Here is a 17,715-nt window from a genome sequence, read left to right on the forward strand (position 1 = left end):
GCCCACGCCGAAGCCACCGCCGAAGTTGCCGCCGTTGAATCGGCGACCGAACCCGCGACCCGCGAATAGACGCCGGGTTTCGTCGTAATCCTTGCGCTTGGCTTGGTCTGTCAGCACTTCTTTGGCCTCGGACACGGCTTTGTACCGCTCTTCGGCCGCCTTGTTGCCCGGGTTGCGGTCCGGATGATTCTCGGCAAGGAGCTTGCGGGCCACCCGCTTGATCTCGTCCGGGCTGGCGTCAGAGGAGACGCCCAACTCCTTGTAGAAGTCCTTTTCGACCCACTCCCGCTGGGCCATGTCGCGTCACCTCCTCCACCGGGTGCTGTTGTCGAATCCGGCCGGACGTTATCGCCTGCGCCGACTTACGATTCTGCGTCCTGCTCACCCTCGTTCGCGCCGTTATCGGGTGAGTCGACGGCCTCGGCTTCCTCGGCAGCGGGCTCGGTGTCCCCGGCGGTGTCGGCTGCGTCGTCTAAAACGGTGTCGACCACCCCGACCAAGGCGTGCCGGAGCACCTGATCGCCGAGTCGGTAGCCCTGCCGTAACACGTTGCCGATCACCGGCTTCGAGTCCTGCGAACCGTCGCCCTCGTGTTGCACGGCCTCGTGCAGCACCGGGTCGAAGTCGTCGCCCTCGGAACCGAACGCCGCCAGCCCGAGCCCGGTCAACGCGCTCATCAGTTTGTCGGCGACCGACTTCAGCGGCCCCGACTCCAGGTCGCCGTGACTGCGTGCGCGGTCGAGATCGTCGAGCACACCCAGCAACTGGCTGATAACGGTGGCCTTTGCGCGCTCGGCGGATGCCTGCTGTTCGCGCAACGCCCGCTTGCGGTAGTTGGCGTAGTCGGCTTGCACCCGCTGCAGATCGGCGGTCAGCTCGGCAACCTTGTCCGCGGTCGTCGGGCCTTCCGAGGCTGCGGCTTCCGGCGCCGCCCCGCTGGGGGCAGCGTCGGAAGTCACGTGGCGCACCTCGCCGGTCTCGGGATCAATCCGCCGTTTGTCGGTGACGGTTACCTGTTCGTGTGGGTTGCCTTCGGTCACTTGGCCTCCCGGTCGTCGTCGACCACCTCCGCGTCGACGACGTCGTCGGACGAGCTGGCCTCGGCACCGCCGTCGGCGGTCTGCGCGGCCTGGGTGGCCTCGTAGATCGCCTGGCCGAGGGCCTGCGACTCCTGGCCCAGCTTCTCCATCGCGGACTTGATGGCGCCGATGTCGGTGCCGCCCAATGCCGTCTTGGCGTCGCCGATTGCGGCCTCGACCTTGGTCAGCGTGTCCTCGGGAACATTCGAGCCGCCCTCGGCTTCCCGCTGATCCTTGACGAACTTCTCCGTCTGATACACCAGCGACTCGGCCTGGTTACGGACGTCGGCCTCCTCGCGCCGCTTGCGGTCCTCCTCGGCGTGCGCCTCGGCGTCCTTGATCATCCGCTCGATCTCTTCCTTGGACAGGGCGGAGCCTTCCTGGATGCGGATGGTGTTCTCCTTGCCGGTGCCCTTGTCCTTGGCGGTGACGTGCACGATGCCGTTGGCGTCGATGTCGAAGGTGACCTCGATCTGTGGGACACCGCGCGGCGCGGGCGGGATGCCGGTCAGCTCGAAGGAGCCGAGCAGTTTGTTGTGCGAAGCGATTTCGCGCTCACCCTGGTAGACCTGGATTTGCACCGAGGGCTGGTTGTCGTCAGCAGTGGTGAAGGTCTCCGACCGCTTGGTCGGGATCGTGGTGTTGCGCTCGATGAGCTTGGTCATCACGCCGCCCTTGGTCTCAATACCAAGGCTCAACGGCGTAACATCAAGCAGTAGAACGTCTTTCACCTCACCCTTGAGCACACCGGCCTGCAGCGCGGCACCCACGGCGACTACCTCGTCGGGGTTGACGCCCTTGTTGGGCTCCTTGCCACCGGTGAGCTCCTTGACCAGCTCGGTCACCGCGGGCATCCGGGTGGACCCACCCACCATCACCACGTGGTCGATCTCGGACACCGAGATCCCGGCGTCCTTGATCACCTGCTGGAACGGGCTGCGGGTGCGGTCCAGCAGATCTTGGGTGATCTTCTGGAACTCCGCACGCGTCAACTGTTCGTCGAGGAACAGCGGGTTCTTGTCGGAGTCGACGGTGATGTAGGGCAGGTTGATCGACGTGCCGCCCGACGAGGACAGCTCGATCTTGGCCTTCTCGGCCGCTTCCCGCAGCCGCTGCATGGCCATCTTGTCCTTGGTCAGGTCGATGCCGCTGCTGCCCTTGAACTTGTCGACCAGCCAGCTGACGATGCGGTCGTCCCAGTCGTCACCGCCAAGGTGGTTGTCACCCGAGGTGGCACGGACCTCCACGACGCCCTCGCCGATCTCCAGCAGCGACACGTCGAAGGTGCCGCCGCCCAGGTCGAACACCAGGATCCGCTGCTCCTTCTCGCCCTTGTCCAACCCGTAGGCCAGTGCGGCCGCGGTCGGCTCATTGACGATCCGCAGCACGTTCAGGCCCGCGATCTGGCCGGCGTCCTTGGTGGCCTGGCGCTGGGCGTCGTTGAAGTAGGCGGGCGTGGTGATCACCGCGTCGGTGATGTCCTCACCGAGGTAAGCCTCGGCGTCGCGCTTCAGCTTCATCAAGACCCGGGCGCTGATCTCCTGCGCGGTGTATTTCTTGCCGTCGATCTCGATCGACCAGTCGGTGCCCATCTGGCGCTTGACCGACCGCACGGTGCGGTCGACGTTGGTCACCGCCTGGTTCTTGGCGGGCTGACCGACCAGCACCTCGCCGTTGCGCGCGAACGCGACGACCGACGGAGTGGTCCGGGAGCCCTCGGAGTTGGCGACGACGACGGGATCGCCGCCCTCCAGCACTGAGACGACGGAGTTGGTGGTCCCGAGGTCGATACCGACCGCACGAGCCATGGTTAATCCTCCCTGATAGTTCGAGCTTCGTATTTCACTACGCTGAGTGAACCCCGCTCAAGCCTGCCCCTGAAGGGGCAAGGCTGTCAAACTCAATGTTGAGCCTGGCTCACTCAAGTTGTTGTTGGGGTCAACGGCGGGGCCGAAGAGTTTGTTCCCTGCGGCGACGAGCCGAGCGGGTTTGAAATCCGCGAGTTTGGATACGCCCTACGGGTAGTCGAACAAGCGGCTACGAATTCCAGAGGAGTTTGACGTGATGTTCGCAAAGATCGCGTTGAAGACAACGGCAGCTGCTGCCGGCATCGCGACGGCAGGAATCCTGGCGGCAACACCGGCTTTGGCAGACCCGGAAGTCCTGTCTTTTGGCCAAACGGCAGAGATTCCCGGCGCAGCTGGCGCCGGAGCCATCGACTACACCGTCAGCAACTTGCAACCCAGCGGTCACAACGACGGCGTGTGGTATTCGGATGTAACGGCCACAGGTGTAAGCGGCTCCCCGACTCCGAACATTGCCGACTTCAACGCTCGGGCCGTCAACAGCTCGACCTACGCGGTTATGAAGGGGACCGAGGTCGACGGCCTTGCCAATCAACCGATCGCGCCGGGCGCCCAAACAACCGGGAGGCTTTACTTCGACGTCAGATCGGGCACAGCGCCCGACAGCATCGTCTACCGGGATGGCGCGGGCGCCGATAAGGTCGTCTGGAAGAGCTAGCTGTCTCAAACTGCGAGCGAGCCAGAAAAATCACCCGGCATTCGCCGGTTCAGGTACCTCCGGCGGCTTCCTGCGAGGTGGGATTTGGTGCAAGCAGGTCGCGCACTGCGTTGATGACCAGGTCGGGTCTGTCGATCGGCACTAAATGACTAGCCCTGTCGGCGAGGACGAGTTCTCCCCGCGAAAACTGCTCGGCCAGCGCGCGATGAGCCGCATCCATACGGCGGGCGTATGTGGGTGAAAGGCCGGTCCGTCGTCGTGGAACGACCACCCGCACCGGGACGTCAGGCAACGACGCTGCACGTAGCGCCGCCGTCGTCTCGCCCATGTAGCGGCTAAGACGTGACGTGACGCGTGCAAGCTGCCATATTGCTCGCGGATAGTTCCATGCGCGGTAAGCGTATTCGAGGCCCTCGTTGCTGGCGTACGGCCCTGCCATGCGCCGGGCCAGGCTGCGGCCTGCGCGAGTGCGAAAGAAGCCAAGTTGTGCGGCAAGGGCGCCCACGCCAAGCTGGACAGCCCCGAGAGCCAGCCGCAGATATCGACAGATCCGTGGTTCGGTCGGCATCTCGGAGGTGGGATCAAGCAACACCACTCCCGCGACTTTGTCCGGGTGACGCACGGCGAACATCTCCGCGACCAACCCTCCTGTCGACCAGCCCACGACGATGACAGGTGCCGCACACCCCATTGAACAGATCACCGCGTCGAGGTCATCGGCCATCTGCGCGATGCTGCGACGCGGCGGACCGTTGGAACGTCCGCTGCCGGCGCGGTCATATGTCAGCACGGTCGCAAAGGTGGCCAGCCGCTCTTCCAGGCCCTCGCCATAGCCCACGCCGGTCGTACCTTCACCCGCCCCGCCGGCCTCAAGGACCACCGTCGGTCCCTGTCCGCGCACCCGCACGCACAGCACTCGATCTCCAATATCGGCCAAGTGCCGAGTCGGCAAATTCACGCTCGCACCATAACCACTTTGCGCCGACGTAGCCCGCCAGTCAGCGATCCACAATGTGGAATCCGCTCGAACGACCAGCGAGTTCAGTTGTCATCGCGAAATCGGCGATAGCAGCTCGTAGTTGACGCCGAGTACGCGATAGGTCGGTTCGGCCCGTCGGTCGCACGTGATAAGCGTCAGCTTGTGCTTGCGGGCAGCCGCACCGACGAGACCGTCGTAAAGCGCGCCGCCGGTCAAGCCCGCTTCAGCAAACTCCCGTAATAGCTGCTTGGTATCCGTTGCGGACAGGAAGCGAGAGTCCGGAAAATTCGTCTCCTGTAAGCGAAGTGCCGCAACTGGACTAAGGCGGTGTGGTGGCGGCAGTCGCGTGAGCACCGACAGCAGCTCCACGGCCGCATGCCCCGACATCCCACGGGGGCATGCGAGGAGCCTGGCTCTGGCGGCAAGGTGAAATCGATTCTCACGCTGTGCCAGTGCAAGCGCCGCGCTGGTGTCGACCAGAACATGTTCAGCGCTGGTCGACAAGCCGCAACTCCCTGACTGCGTCGGCGTCGAGGCCCGGACCGCCACTGGGCAGCAGGAGAAGCCCGTCCTCCTCGACGAGGTCGTCGGCTGCCACGCTTTCGATACGGATAGCAGCCCCATCGAGGGATATCTCTATCTCACCCGGGGTAATGCCGGCCTGCTCGCGGAGTGGCTTTGGAATTACCAACCGACCAGCCTTATCGATGGTAGTGCGCATACCACTACATTACCATATCGTTGGTAACCGTCGTGCGCATAAAGTCCCTCTGGCCCAGGTGCATTCATCAACGAGGGTTACCGGGTGGCATCGAGAGTGAACGTGGCGGTGTGCACCTGGCTGTCAACCTGGAAGTCCAGGTACAGCAGGTATCGTCCCAGAGTCGGTGCTTGGGTCATGAAATCGACTGTGGGACCTGACCGGTCGGTGTCGGCGGGTGGATCGCCGTGCGGATGCACATGCAAGTACGCCAGATCACCGGCTCGCAACGCGACCAGGTGACAGAAGGCACCCAGGTACGGTTCGAGAGACTTCACCGGTTCGCCATTGCGGGTGACTTTGGCGGTCAGGGTGGAGCTGGACCCGGTGCGCAGCTCGCCGCTCAGCGCCACCTCGAAGCCGTCCACCGAGGATGTCCGCGACGGTGCGGTTGCAAGCTGAGGCGCATAGCCGCCGCCCACCTCAACCGTGTGGGTCAGGGTGATGTCCGGCTGGCCGGGCTCGGCTGCGGGAACGAAGTCGGCGAATACCCGGTAGCTACCAGCCGCGTCCCAGGTCCACGGCAGCGACCACACCCCGTCGACGTTCATGGTGGGGTGCACGTGGCGGAAATGTGCGCCGTCCGTGCGCACCACCATCAGGTGCAATTGCTTGTCGTGCGAGACCGTGTAGTCGGTCAGCGGGTGCCCGTCTGCATCGACGATCCGGAACGCCAGCTGCCCGGGGGTTGCGACCCGATCCGGTGCGCTGATCGCACGCAGCAGGTATCCGCTCTGCTCCAGGGACAGCCCCTGGGCTGCCGCGGCACTGGCGCCCGGGATGTGAGTGTCATGGTGCATCTGATCTCCTTGTGTCGTTGTGATCCGCGCCGACCCAGAGTCTGGCGCGATGGCGGCTGCGATGGCGGCTGAGACGGCGAAACCCGCCGCGAGCCGGGCCCCGTAGACGCTAAGTCGCGCAGTGGTTTTCATCAGACCTGCACCGCCGTGCAGCCGGCCCCTCCGACCGCTCGCGTTGATCTGAGCGACTGCGATGACCTCGTGAGCATCGTGCTCCTCCTGATATACCCCCATGGGGTACCTATCCTTTCGTGACTATATACCCCATGTGGGTATGCTTCAAGCTTGATCGAGCCGCAGCCGGACGGTTGCTCGAGAGCGCATCTCCGGATATACCTAGTACCGTCGGTACTAGTAAAGGAGACGTGATGCCGACCATCGGCGATGAGGATCTTGTTTTCGCCGGGGTAACGCACCTGGCGCAGCTGGTGCGCGATCGTGAAGTTTCACCGCGTGAGCTGGTAACTCTCTACCTGGAGCGGATCGCCCGGCTGGATCCGGTGTTGAACGCGTTTCGTATCGTGCTGGCCGAGCAGGCGATGGCAGAAGCAGCGCAGGTCGAACGGCGGCTGGGTGCCGGTGAGGTGTTGCCGCTGGCGGGCGTGCCGATCGCGATCAAAGACGACACCGATGTGGTGGGGGTTTCGTCGATGTGCGGTACCGCCATCGATATGGGACCGGCCAGCACCGACAGCGCCGCCGTGCGGCGCCTCCGGCGAGCCGGAGCGGTGATCATCGGTAAGACGCACGAGCCGGAGTTCGGTGCCTACCCGATGTGTGAATCGGCGACGTGGGGAGTGACCCGCAATCCGTGGGACCTGTACCGAACGACCGGGGGTTCCAGTGGGGGGTCGGCGGCCGCGGTCGCCGCCGGCATGGTGCCCGCAGCGACGGGCAGCGATAGCGGCGGGTCGGTTCGCATCCCGGCCGCCTGCTGCGGGCTGGTGGGCCTCAAGGGCCAGCGGGGCCGGATCAGCACCAAACAGGCACCCGAGCGCGCCTACCGGTTCCATGGGCTCAACCACATCGGGCCGCTAGCCCGCAGTGTCGTCGATGCCGCACTGTTGCACGACGCGATGACCGGCCCCGAGCCCAACGACGAGATCGGCTCACCACCGCCGGCGCCGCCGTTGATGGACGCGGTATCGCGAACGCCGGGCCGGTTGCGGATCGCGATGTCGTTCAAGCCGATGGTTCCGGTGCCGGTCAGTGAGCAGGTGCGCCGCCCAGTGCTGGAAACGGCCGAGTTGCTCCGCTCCCTCGGTCACGAAGTCGTCGAACGTGACCCGGCCTATCCACCGGCCGCGATCGCCGCAGGGCTGGTGTTGTTCATGAACGGGCTCGCCCATGAAGTCGACCGGCTGCCGACGCCCGAGCTGCTGGAACGTCGCATCCGGGCCGAAGCACGTACCAGCCGGCTGGTCCCCGACTGGCTGGCCCGCTACGCGCTAGCCGCCCGGGGTTCGCTAACCGACCGCGGGCTACGCCCGATAGCCGACTTTGATGTGTTGATGACGCCGGTGCTGGCGACACCACCGGTTCGCATCGGCTACTTCGAGGGATTGGGGCCAACGCGGATCATGTTGAGGCGACTGAAGTTTATGCCGTTCACCGTCCCGGAAAACTTCACTGGCCAGCCGGCCATGTCAGTGCCGGCCGGGTTCTCCCCCGATGGCCTGCCGCAGGCGGTCCACTTGGTAGGACAACCCAACGACGAAGCTACGCTCATTTCGCTTGGCGCCCAACTCGAGTCAGCACGCCCGTGGGCAGACCGTCGACCACCACCAGCAGGCCAGGTGTCGCATGCCCACTAGGCCATCGCGTAGGCGCCGTCGTGCGCCTTCACCTGCTCCCAGACCCGGTCAAAACGCTGTTCGTCCGTGACCGGCTTGCGCACCGCCGATAGTGCCCACTGCTGTTGTTCCGCAGTAGAACTCGCCTTGCCGTGCAAAGCAACCGCGTGTGCGGAAAAGTCACGGATCTGGAAGTCGAAGATCTGGTCCACCAGGTCACGGTCGAGGTCGAGCAGATTGGCCTGCTCGAGAATCAACTGGCCGTATACCACGAGCGTGAACAAGTGTCCGACCACGAGAATGAAGTCGAGGTCGCGCTGCTGGTCGGCGTCCGGTGCAGCCGTGGCCAACAGTTCCTTCAGCGCCCCGGCCTGCTCATAGAAGCGAGCGACATTCGGTATCTCCGACGACTTTTCGTAGACGGGGGCCCAATCGGCGAACTGCACCTTGGACGCGCCCCGAGCCGGACCCTGCGCCCAAAAGAACACGTCGTCCGCCGGGTCGTTGCGGGTGCCGATCTCGGGGTAGGCGGCGGGGTTGAACAAGTAGTTCGGCATGAACTTCAGGATCTGCGCGACGTTGACGTGCACGGTCCCCTCCAGCCGCGGCAACGCACCGATCAGCCGCGCGACTTCGCAGAAATAGGTGTTTTTCTCGAAGCCCTTGGCGGCCAGTACATCCCACAGCAGGGTAACCACCGTCTCGCCCTCGGAGGTGACCTTGGACTTGGTCACCGGATTGAAGAGCAGGTATCGACGGTCGTCGAGGCTGGCGCTGCGGAAGTAGTCGATCGCACGGTCGCTGAACAGCTTCATCGCGATCAACCGGGCGTAGGCGTCGACGAAACTGGCACGCACATGCGGGAAGTCGGTGACCGGGTTGCCGTAGAGGATGCGGTTGTTGGCGTGCGTGATCGCTTCGTAGAATGCGTGCTCGCACATCCCGATCGAGGCGGTGCACAGGTTGAATTTGCCGACGTTGACGGTATTGAGTGCGGCCGAGAACGCGTCAGGCCCGGCGCACAGGATGTCTTCCTCGTGCACCGGGTAGTCGTTGAGCCGGAAGTTGCTCACATACATCTGGCCGTGCACGACGTTACCGATCAGCTGGTAATTGTCGTGACTGCTGTCGGCGACGAACCATACATATCCGTCGGCGGCGTCGATGTCAGCACGCCGGGAGAACACCGACACCATACCGGCCACGTTGCCGTTGCCGATGTAGTACTTCTCCCCCGAGGCACGAAATACGATGCCCTGCTCATTTGAGGGCGTCAAAACCATGTCGGTGTTGTAGATGTCCGCGCCGTGCTCGCGCTCAGAGAGCGCAAACGCCATCACGCCGCCCGCCTCGAGTTGCGCCGCGGCGCGCTCCTTGGCCTTGATGTTGTCGCTCTGCCAGATCGGCCCGAGGCCCAGGATCGTGACTTGCTCGGCGTACCAGTACGCCAGCCCGTAGAAGCCGAAGATCTCGCTGAGCGCGGCATTGCGCGCGGTGTCCCAACGCTTGTTCGGGTCGCCGTCGCCGTACTCCGATGGCGTGAGAAACGTCGCGAAGATTCGCTCCCGCTTGATGAAATCCAGGAAGTCCGAGACCCACACCGCGTCCAGATCGTCGGCAAGCAGCTTGGTCTTGCCGCGCCCCTCGAACCAGTCGATCAGGGCCCGCAGAAGACGGCGCGTCTCGGGGTCGAACTGCCGCGGGTCGTAGGCGTTCGGATTGAACAACAGCTCGCTGGAGTTCGCCATGGCGGTTGAATCTATCAGCGAGCAGCGCCGGCCCGATCGAAAACCGAAACTCACCGGAGCCCACGCTGCCAGACCCGGGGCGGTGGGATAGCCTCGCAACCAGTCCGTTTCTCGGGTGTGCCGCATCGCAGCGTTGCACAAGCCACGATAGGAATCCGATGCCACCGCTGCCCAGCGCACCTCGACCCGCCACCCGCGAGGCAGCCCCGGACTTCCTCACCCGCGAGGACCAGGGCTATCACCACGATCTCAGACCCCGGCAGTTGCAGATGATCGCGATCGGCGGCGCGATCGGCACCGGGCTGTTTCTGGGTGCCGGGGGCCGCCTGGAGTCGGCGGGGCCGGGACTGTTCGTGGTGTACGGGGTTTGCGGCTGTTTCGTCTTCCTGATCTTGCGCGCGCTCGGGGAACTGGTGCTGCACCGCCCGTCGTCGGGCTCGTTTGTCTCCTATGCTCGCGAGTTCTACGGCGAAAAAGCGGCTTTCGTCGCCGGCTGGATGTACTTCCTGAACTGGTCGATGACGGGCATCGTGGACACCACGGCGATCGCGAGTTATTTCCACTACTGGTCGGCGTTCCACGTGATCCCGCAGTGGACGCTGGCGCTGGTCGCGCTGGTGGCAGTCGTGGCGATGAACCTGATCTCGGTGAAACTCTTCGGTGAGCTGGAATTCTGGGCCGCGCTGATCAAGGTCGTGGCACTGATGACTTTCCTGATCGTCGGAACCGTCTACCTGGCCGGGCGCTACCAAATCGAGGGGCAGGACACCGGATTGAGCCTGTGGGCCGAGCACGGCGGGTTCTTGCCGACCGGCCTGCTGCCGCTGGTGCTGGTCACCTCCGGTGTCGTATTCGCCTACGCCGCAGTCGAACTGATTGGTACCGCCGCTGGCGAAACGGCGGAGCCGGAGAAAATCATGCCTCGCGCCATCAACTCCGTGGTGGCCCGTATCGCGATTTTCTACGTCGGGTCGGTCGCGCTACTGGCGCTGCTGCTGCCCTACACCGCCTACAAGGGCCATGAAAGCCCATTCGTGACGTTCTTCTCCAAGATCGGCTTCGGCGGTGCCGGCACCCTGATGAACGTGGTGGTGCTGACCGCGGCGTTTTCCAGTCTGAACGCCGGGCTGTACTCGACGGGCCGTATCCTGCGTTCACTGGCGATCAGCGGCAGCGGGCCCCGATTCACGGCGCGGATGTCGAAGAACGGTGTGCCATACGGTGGAATTCTGCTGACCAGCGCGGTCGGGTTGTTCGGTGTCGTGCTGAATGCAGTGCGCCCCGGCCAGGCGTTCGAAATCGTGCTCAACATAGCTGCTTTGGGCGTCATGGCGGCTTGGGCAACGATCGTGGCATGCCAGATCCAGCTGCACCGCAAGGCCCGCGCAGGCAGCATCCTGCGGCCCCGGTTCCGGATGCCGTTGGCGCCCTACAGCGGGTACGTCACGCTGGCGTTTTTGGCCGCCGTGCTGGTGCTGATGATGATCGATGATCGAAGCGGCACCTGGATCATCGGCACTCTGGCCGTAGGCATCCCGATACTGATCGGCGGCTGGTACCTGGTCCGCCACCGGGTGATGGCCACTGCCAAGGAGGTGAACCCATGAGCCGCAACCGATATGCCGCGACTCCCCCGCTGTATGGAATGCTGATGGTGTTTCTGGCCATCGCGATCGTCGCCGTTACCGCCTACCTGCACGCCGGCTGGTGGTCGATCGTCGGGTACGGTGCCGCCGCGCTGATCGCGGCAGCGGGTCTTGCGCTTGCTTTCGGCGACTTCTCCTGACGCCCGGAAGGAAGACGATGGGCATCAGCCTTTGATGAACATGCAAACACGACGGACAGCCTGTTCACCAACCGTCATCTGCCGAACGTGGGTCGGGTGGTCATCACTCTTATCAAGGGGGCCGACTTTGACGACGCGAACGGTACGGTACTGGCCTGTACAGCCATAACGGATCTATCGTGGGCGATGTGAGCCAGATTGCCGATCGCGCCGCGGAGTGCTCGCCGTGGTCGCCGCGGGAGACCGAGCTGCTGGCGGTGACGTTGCAATTGCTGCAGCGGCACGGGTATGACCGGTTGACGGTGGACGCCGTGGCGGCCACCGCCCGTGCCAGCAAGGCCACGGTCTACCGGCGCTGGCCGTCGAAAGCCGAATTGGTGTTGGCCGCGTTCATCGAGGGCATCCGCCAGGTCGCCGTCCCACCGGATACCGGCACGCTACGGGGTGATTTGTTGCGACTGGGGCAGCTGGTCTGCCAGCAGGCCCAGCAGCACGCCAGCACCATCCGCGCGGTGCTTGTCGAGGTGTCGCGCCATCCTGCGCTCAACGATGCGCTGCAGCATCAGTTCCTCGATCAGCGGAAAGCCTTGATCCACCACATCCTGTATCAGGCGGTCGACCGCGGCGAGGTCAACGAGGCCGCCATTACCGACGAACTCTGGGACCTGCTGCCCGGCTACCTCATCTTCCGGTCCATCATCCCCAGCCGGCCCCCGACCCGGCAGACCGTGCAAGCTCTCGTCGACGACGTCATCATCCCCAGCCTCACCCGACCCATCGGGTGAAGATTCACCGACCAGGGCGTCTGGGTGCGCCGGACCTGGACCCTTGATAGTGTCCGGTCCCGTACCGTACTGTTACGTCCATCGCGGAAACGGTCCCGTCACCGCTTATCGAGAGGCTAACGGGTGAAACGGTTTTCACTCATGCGCTTGGTCAGGCGCGGCTGGATGGTGCTGGTCGCAGTGGCAGTGGTCGCCATCGCCGGATTCGGCGTCTACCGACTGCACGGCATATTCGGCTCACACAACACCACGTCGTCCAACAGTGGTATCTCGAACGACATCGTCCCGTTCAACCCCAAGCACGTCGTCTACGAGGTTTTCGGTAACCCCGGGGCAGTGGCAACCATCAACTACCAAGACATCCATTCCGCGCCGCAGCGAGTCGACAACGCCGCCCTGCCGTGGAAGTACGAGATCACGACGACAGATCCCGCCGTCATCGCCAACCTGACAGCGCAAGGAAACGGGAGCACCCTGGGCTGCCGCATCATCATCGACGGCGAGGTCAAAGACGAAAGGGTCGTCAATGCAGTAAGCGCCTACACCTTCTGCCTGGACAAGTCCGGATGAGCGACCGCCACGTCCGGCGGCCCTTCGTCGCGCACACTATCCGCCGGCTGGCGCTGCCGATCTTGTTGTTCTGGCTGGCGCTTGCTGCGATTCCGAATATTTTCGTGCCGCAATTGGAGGAGGTCGGAAAAGAACATAACGTGGGGCTGAGCTCCCCCGACGCGCCGTCGTATCAGGCGTTCAAACACATCGGCAAAATTTTCCACGAGTTCGATACCGACAGTTCGGCGATGATCGTCCTGGAAGGCGATAACCCGCTCGGCGCCGACGCCCACCGGTTTTACGACACGTTGATCCACAAACTCGAGCAGGACAAGAAGCACGTCCAGCACGTGCAGGATTTCTGGGGGGATCCGCTGACGGCGGCGGGCTCGCAAAGCAACGATGGCAAGGCCGCCTATGTCCAGCTGTTTCTTGCCGGTAATCAAGGCGAGGCAAAAGCCAACGAGTCCGTTGATGCCGTGCGCGACATCGTGGACCACACTCCGCCGCCAAAGGGTGTCAAGGCTTATCTCACCGGTGCGGCGCCGCTCATCGCTGATCAGTTCTCAGTGGGCAGCAAAGGTACCGCGAAGGTCACCACGATAACCATCGTGGCGATCGCGCTGATGTTGCTTTTCGTCTACCGTGCGGTTCTCACGACGATCCTTGTGCTACTCACGGTCCTCGTTGAGATGGCCGCGGCGCGGGGATTCGTCGCCTTTCTTGCATACAACAACATAATCGGGCTGTCGACGTACTCGACTAATCTGCTCACGTTGCTGGTCATCGCCGCCGGAACGGACTACGCGATCTTTTTCGTCGGCCGTTACCAAGAAGCGCGCGCAGCCGAGGAAGACCGGGAAACCGCCTTTCATACCATGTACCGCGGCACCGCCCACGTCGTCCTGGGCTCGGGCCTGACCGTCGCCAGCGCGGTGTATTGCCTCAGCTTCACCCGGCTGCCGTATTTTCAGAGTTTGGGCCCGCCCGCTGCGATCGGGATCTTGGTTGCGCTGGTGGCCTCGCTCACCCTGGGTCCGGCCGTGCTCACCATCGGGAGTTTCTTCGGTCTCCTCGACCCCAAGCGTGTATTGCAGACTCGCGGCTGGCGTCGGATCGGCACCGCGATCGTCCGCTGGCCGGCGCCCGTTCTTGCGGTGACGATCGCGGTCGCCCTCATCGGTCTGCTCGCCCTGCCCGGATATAAGACGAGTTACGACACTCGCCCCTATCTACCGGCCAGTGCCCCGGCAAATGTCGGCTACACGGCCGCGGAGCGGCACTTTTCGCGCGCCCGGCTGGAGCCCGAATTACTGATGATCGAAACCGATCATGATATGCGAAACCCGGCCGACATGCTCATCTTGGAACGGGTGGCCAGGGCGGTGTTTCACGTACCCGGCATCGCGCAAGTGCAGGCCATGACCAGGCCGTTGGGTACGCCGCTGGACCACAGCTCGATCCCGTTTCAGCTCAGCCAGCAAAGCGTCGGCCAGGTGATGAACCTGAAATATCAGAAAGACCGCGCGGCCGACCTGCTCAGCCAGGCCGGCGAGCTGAGGAAAACGATCGGAATTTTGCAGCAACAATATGCCCTGCAGCAGCAGACTGCTGCCGCTACACACGAGCAAACGCAAAGCTTTCACGACACGATCGCTGTGATCAATGAACTGCGCGATAAGCTCGCGAATCTCCTGGACTTCTTCAGGCCGATTCAAAGTTATTTCTACTGGGAAAGGCACTGCTACGACATCCCGGTCTGTTTTGCGTTCAGAAACGGCTTTGAGGCAGCCGACAGTGTCGACCAGCTGACCGACCAATTTCAAAGCATCACCGCGAGTTTGGATAAATTGGATGCGCTGCAGCCCCAACTGGTGGCGCTGCTACCGCCCCAGATCGCCAGCCAGATGACGAACCTGGAACTCACGCTGAACAACTACGCCACCAACTCCGGGATCAACAACCAGTCGGCGTTTGCAAACGACAACCCGGCCGCCCTGGGACAAGCCTTCGACAAAGCCAAAAACGACGACTCGTTTTACCTTCCGCCGGAGGTGTTCAACAACGCGGAGTTCAAGCGGGGCCTGAAATTGTTCCTCTCGCCCGACGGCAAGGCCGCGCAGATGATCATCTCCCACGAAGGCGATCCCGCGACCCCCGAGGGGATCTCGCATGTCGACCCGATCAAGCAGGCGGCGCACGAGGCCGTGAAGGGCACCCCGTTGGACAACGCCCACTTCTACCTTGCCGGCACGGCGTCAACCTACAAAGACATCCAAGACGGCGCCAAGTACGACCTGATGATCGTCGCACTCGCGGCGCTGAGCCTGATTTTGCTGATCATGATGTTCATCACCCGAAGTCTGGTTGCCGCGATCGTCATTGTGGGCACGGTGGCGCTGTCGTTGGGCGCCTCCTTTGGCCTCTCGGTGCTGGTCTGGCAGGACATCCTGGGTATCCAGTTGTATTGGATCGTGCTGGCGCTGGCCGTCATCCTGCTCTTGGCGGTGGGATCCGACTACAACCTGCTGCTGATTTCCCGGTTCAAAGAGGAAGTCGGGGCGGGATTAAAGACCGGCATCATCCGTGCGATGGCCGGCTCCGGCGCGGTGGTGACGGCGGCCGGTCTGGTGTTCGCGGCGACCATGGCCTCGTTCGTGTTCAGCGCTTTGGTGATTCTCGGTCAGGTAGGGACCACTATCGCGCTGGGTCTGCTGTTCGACACGCTGATCGTGCGTTCGTTCATGACGCCGTCCATCGCCGCGCTGCTCGGGCGCTGGTTTTGGTGGCCGCAACGCGTGCGCCCGCGCCCGGCCAGCCAGATGCTGCGCCCCTACGGACCACGTCCCGCGGTTCGTCAACTGCTGCTATGGGAAGACGGGGACGAAGCGGTGACCTCCGAACTACCGGCACGCACTTAACCTAACCTCAACCATGACGTCGCGAATCGGATGCTCGAGAATCACTGGCTAGGGCTGTGGGTAACCACACCGGATGCCTTCGGCTAAGTCAAAGAAACTTTCTGCAGCCGCCCTTTCAACCGTGCGACCCGAAGTAGCTGAATGGCTAGGTTTGTGGCCCCCAACATGGGGAGCACCCCGATAAATGTTCGCACGGAGGGGGTGCCTCCATGTAACTGTTCGAGACACCCAACTATATAGAAGCATCCGATTGTGAAAATGGTAGCGGGTATCGAGTACCCGAGTATTGATCGGCAATCAGAAATAATTTGCGCCGCGTACTCTACCTCACTCTGTGCCATTGATTCGCGTTTGCGCAATTTATTCAACACCATTTTATGCGTCCCGACTACTTCGCCTAAAGAAGCGGGTATTCGATCCTCTAACCGTTTGATGAACACAAATGCACAACCGCCGAACACTAATCCCAGCACAGCAGCAAGTATCGTCAGATCACCATACAGACTGAAATCCACCATCCCGCTCTCCTTGCTCCACGGTCGAACGTTGCATCACGCCTGAAATACTGGAGAGTCCTGCCGGTCGGCTATCGAGAACCTCTCAAAACGCTACCCCAACCGTTAGCCCTTCGATAACTGGTGACACGATCAATGGCGGCTATAGACAGTACGGTACGGGACCGGACTGCACAAGAGGCAACATCGTTCACATCACGCGGGTCCGTCGCGGGTCACGCCTGGCGAATGGGCCGGGTAAGGCTGGGAATGATGACGGCGTCGACCAGGGTCTGCACGGTGTGCCGGGTGGGCGGCCGGGTGGGCATGATGGACCGGAAGATGAGGTAGCCGGGCAGCAGATCCCAGAGTTCGTCGCTGATGGCGGCAGCTTCGATCTCCCCGCGGTCGACGGCCTGCTGCAGGACGTGGCGGATCAAGGCTTTCCGCTGCTCGATGAACTGGTGCTGCATCACGTCGTTGAGCGCGGGGTTGCGCGACACCTCCACCATCACCGCGCGAATGGTGCCGGCGTGCTGGCATGCCTCCTGGCACACCAACTCCCCCAGTCGCAGCAGATCGCCCCGCAATGTGCCGGTATCCGGCGGAACCGCGACCTGGCGGACGCCCTCGATGAACGCCGCCAGCACCAATTCGGCTTTCGACGGCCAGCGCCGATACACGGTGGCCTTGCTGGCCCGGGCGGTGGCCGCCACCGCGTCCACCGTCAACCGGTCATACCCGTGTTCCTGCAGCAGCCGCAACGTCACCGTCAGCAGCTCGGTCTCCCGGGGCGACCACGGTGACGGCTCCGCTACGTGATCGGCAACCTGGGTCACAGCGCCCACAATAGAACCGCCGGACCAGTACCGTACCGCTGCGCCTCATGCCGGTTCGTCGATGTCGCGGCCGGTGGCCAGGTCGCCGCAGTCGACGTGCTCGACGTCGTCGCGACTGCGCAGGTAGGCGCCCGCGCCGCCGTCCCCCGACAAGCTCGCCGTTACACCGGCCCAGTGCCGACGCGCCAGGACGACAGGGTGACCAGGCCGGTCCCCGAAATAGGCGCGCGCCAGCCCGCCGCGAGACGTCAACGCGCCGTTGAGGACTCGGGTGACCACGGCGGCTCCGACGTCGGGGGTGTCGATGACATGCAGCGCGGCGAAGTCGGCCGCCGTGTGCTCGGCGCGGGCCAGCCCGGCGCGCACCGATGCGCTCAGGCCCTCGTCCCAGTCGGAGGCGGTGACCGCGGTGACGCCGGCCGGCGCGGGAACGTCGGCCGCGCCGAGCACCAGCACGACGTCGTCGCACCCGCCGTCGCGCAGTGCGCGCACCGCGATGTCCAGCCAGCCCTCGACCAGCACCTTGGGCTTGCCGTAGCGCCGTCCTGCACCGGCGGCCAGCAGTACGCCGACGACATGGCGTCGCTCCTGCGCATCGCCAGCGGCGCCTTTGCCTGGTAACCGCACTCTCATATGATGGCATTGCACTTCTCATA

General features: G+C 63.6%; 17 protein-coding genes. 7 read left to right on the top strand and 10 right to left on the bottom strand.

The window, feature by feature from the left end; translation table 11 throughout:
- From ACRDTL_RS14555 to dnaK, 3 genes are all read right to left on the bottom strand, one after another.
- On the bottom strand, nucleotides 1-297 hold a 297-nt coding region (locus tag ACRDTL_RS14555), incomplete at its 3' end, for a DnaJ domain-containing protein (protein WP_431507411.1).
- A 65-nt stretch (nucleotides 298-362) separates the two neighbouring features.
- Nucleotides 363-1,040 carry a nucleotide exchange factor GrpE gene (gene grpE / locus ACRDTL_RS14560; protein WP_431507412.1) on the bottom strand — a complete coding sequence of 226 codons (678 nt, stop codon included), beginning with the start codon at nucleotides 1,038-1,040 and terminating at the stop codon, nucleotides 363-365.
- Nucleotides 1,037-2,887 (bottom strand): molecular chaperone DnaK, encoded by a 1,851-nt coding sequence (gene dnaK, locus ACRDTL_RS14565; RefSeq protein ID WP_431507413.1) that lies wholly within the window; start codon nucleotides 2,885-2,887, stop codon nucleotides 1,037-1,039. Before dnaK ends, grpE begins: the two co-directional genes overlap by 4 nt.
- Nucleotides 2,888-3,143: 256 nt before the next feature.
- On the opposite strand from dnaK, the gene ACRDTL_RS14570 reads away from it, so the two are divergent.
- Nucleotides 3,144-3,602 (top strand): DUF1942 domain-containing protein, encoded by a 459-nt coding sequence (locus ACRDTL_RS14570; protein ID WP_431507436.1) that lies wholly within the window; start codon nucleotides 3,144-3,146, stop codon nucleotides 3,600-3,602.
- Between the two features lie 49 nt (nucleotides 3,603-3,651).
- On the opposite strand, the gene ACRDTL_RS14575 is transcribed toward ACRDTL_RS14570, so the two are convergent.
- The 4 genes from ACRDTL_RS14575 to ACRDTL_RS14590 all read right to left on the bottom strand — a co-directional run bounded on the left by ACRDTL_RS14575 (nucleotide 3,652) and on the right by ACRDTL_RS14590 (nucleotide 6,141).
- A complete protein-coding gene (locus tag ACRDTL_RS14575; protein WP_431507414.1) occupies nucleotides 3,652-4,560 on the bottom strand; it encodes an alpha/beta fold hydrolase in 909 nt (302 codons plus the stop codon).
- 90 nt (nucleotides 4,561-4,650) lie between these two features.
- A complete protein-coding gene (locus tag ACRDTL_RS14580; RefSeq protein WP_431507415.1) occupies nucleotides 4,651-5,085 on the bottom strand; it encodes a type II toxin-antitoxin system VapC family toxin in 435 nt (144 codons plus the stop codon).
- Entirely contained in the window at nucleotides 5,069-5,302 is a 234-nt protein-coding gene (locus ACRDTL_RS14585; protein ID WP_431507416.1) for an AbrB/MazE/SpoVT family DNA-binding domain-containing protein, read from the bottom strand. The genes ACRDTL_RS14580 and ACRDTL_RS14585 overlap by 17 nt, the downstream gene beginning before the upstream one ends.
- Before the next feature lie 77 nt (nucleotides 5,303-5,379).
- Nucleotides 5,380-6,141 (bottom strand): hypothetical protein, encoded by a 762-nt coding sequence (locus ACRDTL_RS14590; RefSeq protein ID WP_431507417.1) that lies wholly within the window; start codon nucleotides 6,139-6,141, stop codon nucleotides 5,380-5,382.
- 368 nt (nucleotides 6,142-6,509) lie between these two features.
- On the opposite strand from ACRDTL_RS14590, the gene ACRDTL_RS14595 reads away from it, so the two are divergent.
- Complete coding sequence (locus ACRDTL_RS14595) at nucleotides 6,510-7,955, top strand: amidase family protein (RefSeq protein ID WP_431507418.1); 1,446 nt, start codon at nucleotides 6,510-6,512, stop codon at nucleotides 7,953-7,955.
- Here the strand turns inward: ACRDTL_RS14595 and ACRDTL_RS14600 are convergent.
- Nucleotides 7,952-9,682 (bottom strand): acyl-CoA dehydrogenase family protein, encoded by a 1,731-nt coding sequence (locus tag ACRDTL_RS14600; protein WP_431507419.1) that lies wholly within the window; start codon nucleotides 9,680-9,682, stop codon nucleotides 7,952-7,954. The genes ACRDTL_RS14595 and ACRDTL_RS14600 overlap by 4 nt on opposite strands.
- 158 nt (nucleotides 9,683-9,840) lie before the next feature.
- On the opposite strand from ACRDTL_RS14600, the gene ACRDTL_RS14605 reads away from it, so the two are divergent.
- From ACRDTL_RS14605 to ACRDTL_RS14625, 5 genes are all read left to right on the top strand, one after another.
- Entirely contained in the window at nucleotides 9,841-11,289 is a 1,449-nt protein-coding gene (locus tag ACRDTL_RS14605) for an amino acid permease (protein ID WP_431507420.1), read from the top strand.
- The gene (locus tag ACRDTL_RS14610) at nucleotides 11,286-11,468 is read left to right on the top strand and encodes a hypothetical protein (RefSeq protein WP_431507421.1); all 183 of its coding nucleotides are present in this window, start codon (nucleotides 11,286-11,288) and stop codon (nucleotides 11,466-11,468) included. The genes ACRDTL_RS14605 and ACRDTL_RS14610 overlap by 4 nt, the downstream gene beginning before the upstream one ends.
- Nucleotides 11,469-11,644: 176 nt before the next feature.
- Nucleotides 11,645-12,253 carry a TetR/AcrR family transcriptional regulator gene (locus ACRDTL_RS14615; RefSeq protein ID WP_431507437.1) on the top strand — a complete coding sequence of 203 codons (609 nt, stop codon included), beginning with the start codon at nucleotides 11,645-11,647 and terminating at the stop codon, nucleotides 12,251-12,253.
- A gap of 141 nt (nucleotides 12,254-12,394) precedes the next feature.
- Complete coding sequence (locus tag ACRDTL_RS14620) at nucleotides 12,395-12,823, top strand: MmpS family transport accessory protein (protein WP_431507422.1); 429 nt, start codon at nucleotides 12,395-12,397, stop codon at nucleotides 12,821-12,823.
- Complete coding sequence (locus ACRDTL_RS14625; RefSeq protein ID WP_431507423.1) at nucleotides 12,820-15,726, top strand: RND family transporter; 2,907 nt, start codon at nucleotides 12,820-12,822, stop codon at nucleotides 15,724-15,726. Before ACRDTL_RS14620 ends, ACRDTL_RS14625 begins: the two co-directional genes overlap by 4 nt.
- Nucleotides 15,727-16,456: 730 nt before the next feature.
- Here the strand turns inward: ACRDTL_RS14625 and ACRDTL_RS14630 are convergent.
- Both ACRDTL_RS14630 and ACRDTL_RS14635 read right to left on the bottom strand, forming a co-directional pair.
- Nucleotides 16,457-17,071 carry a TetR/AcrR family transcriptional regulator gene (locus ACRDTL_RS14630; protein ID WP_431507438.1) on the bottom strand — a complete coding sequence of 205 codons (615 nt, stop codon included), beginning with the start codon at nucleotides 17,069-17,071 and terminating at the stop codon, nucleotides 16,457-16,459.
- Between the two features lie 33 nt (nucleotides 17,072-17,104).
- Complete coding sequence (locus ACRDTL_RS14635) at nucleotides 17,105-17,692, bottom strand: nucleotidyltransferase family protein (protein ID WP_431507424.1); 588 nt, start codon at nucleotides 17,690-17,692, stop codon at nucleotides 17,105-17,107.
- Nucleotides 17,693-17,715: the final 23 nt, after the last annotated feature.

This window comes from Mycobacterium sp. (assembly GCF_050700595.1).
Classification (GTDB): Bacteria; Actinomycetota; Actinomycetes; order Mycobacteriales; family Mycobacteriaceae; genus Mycobacterium.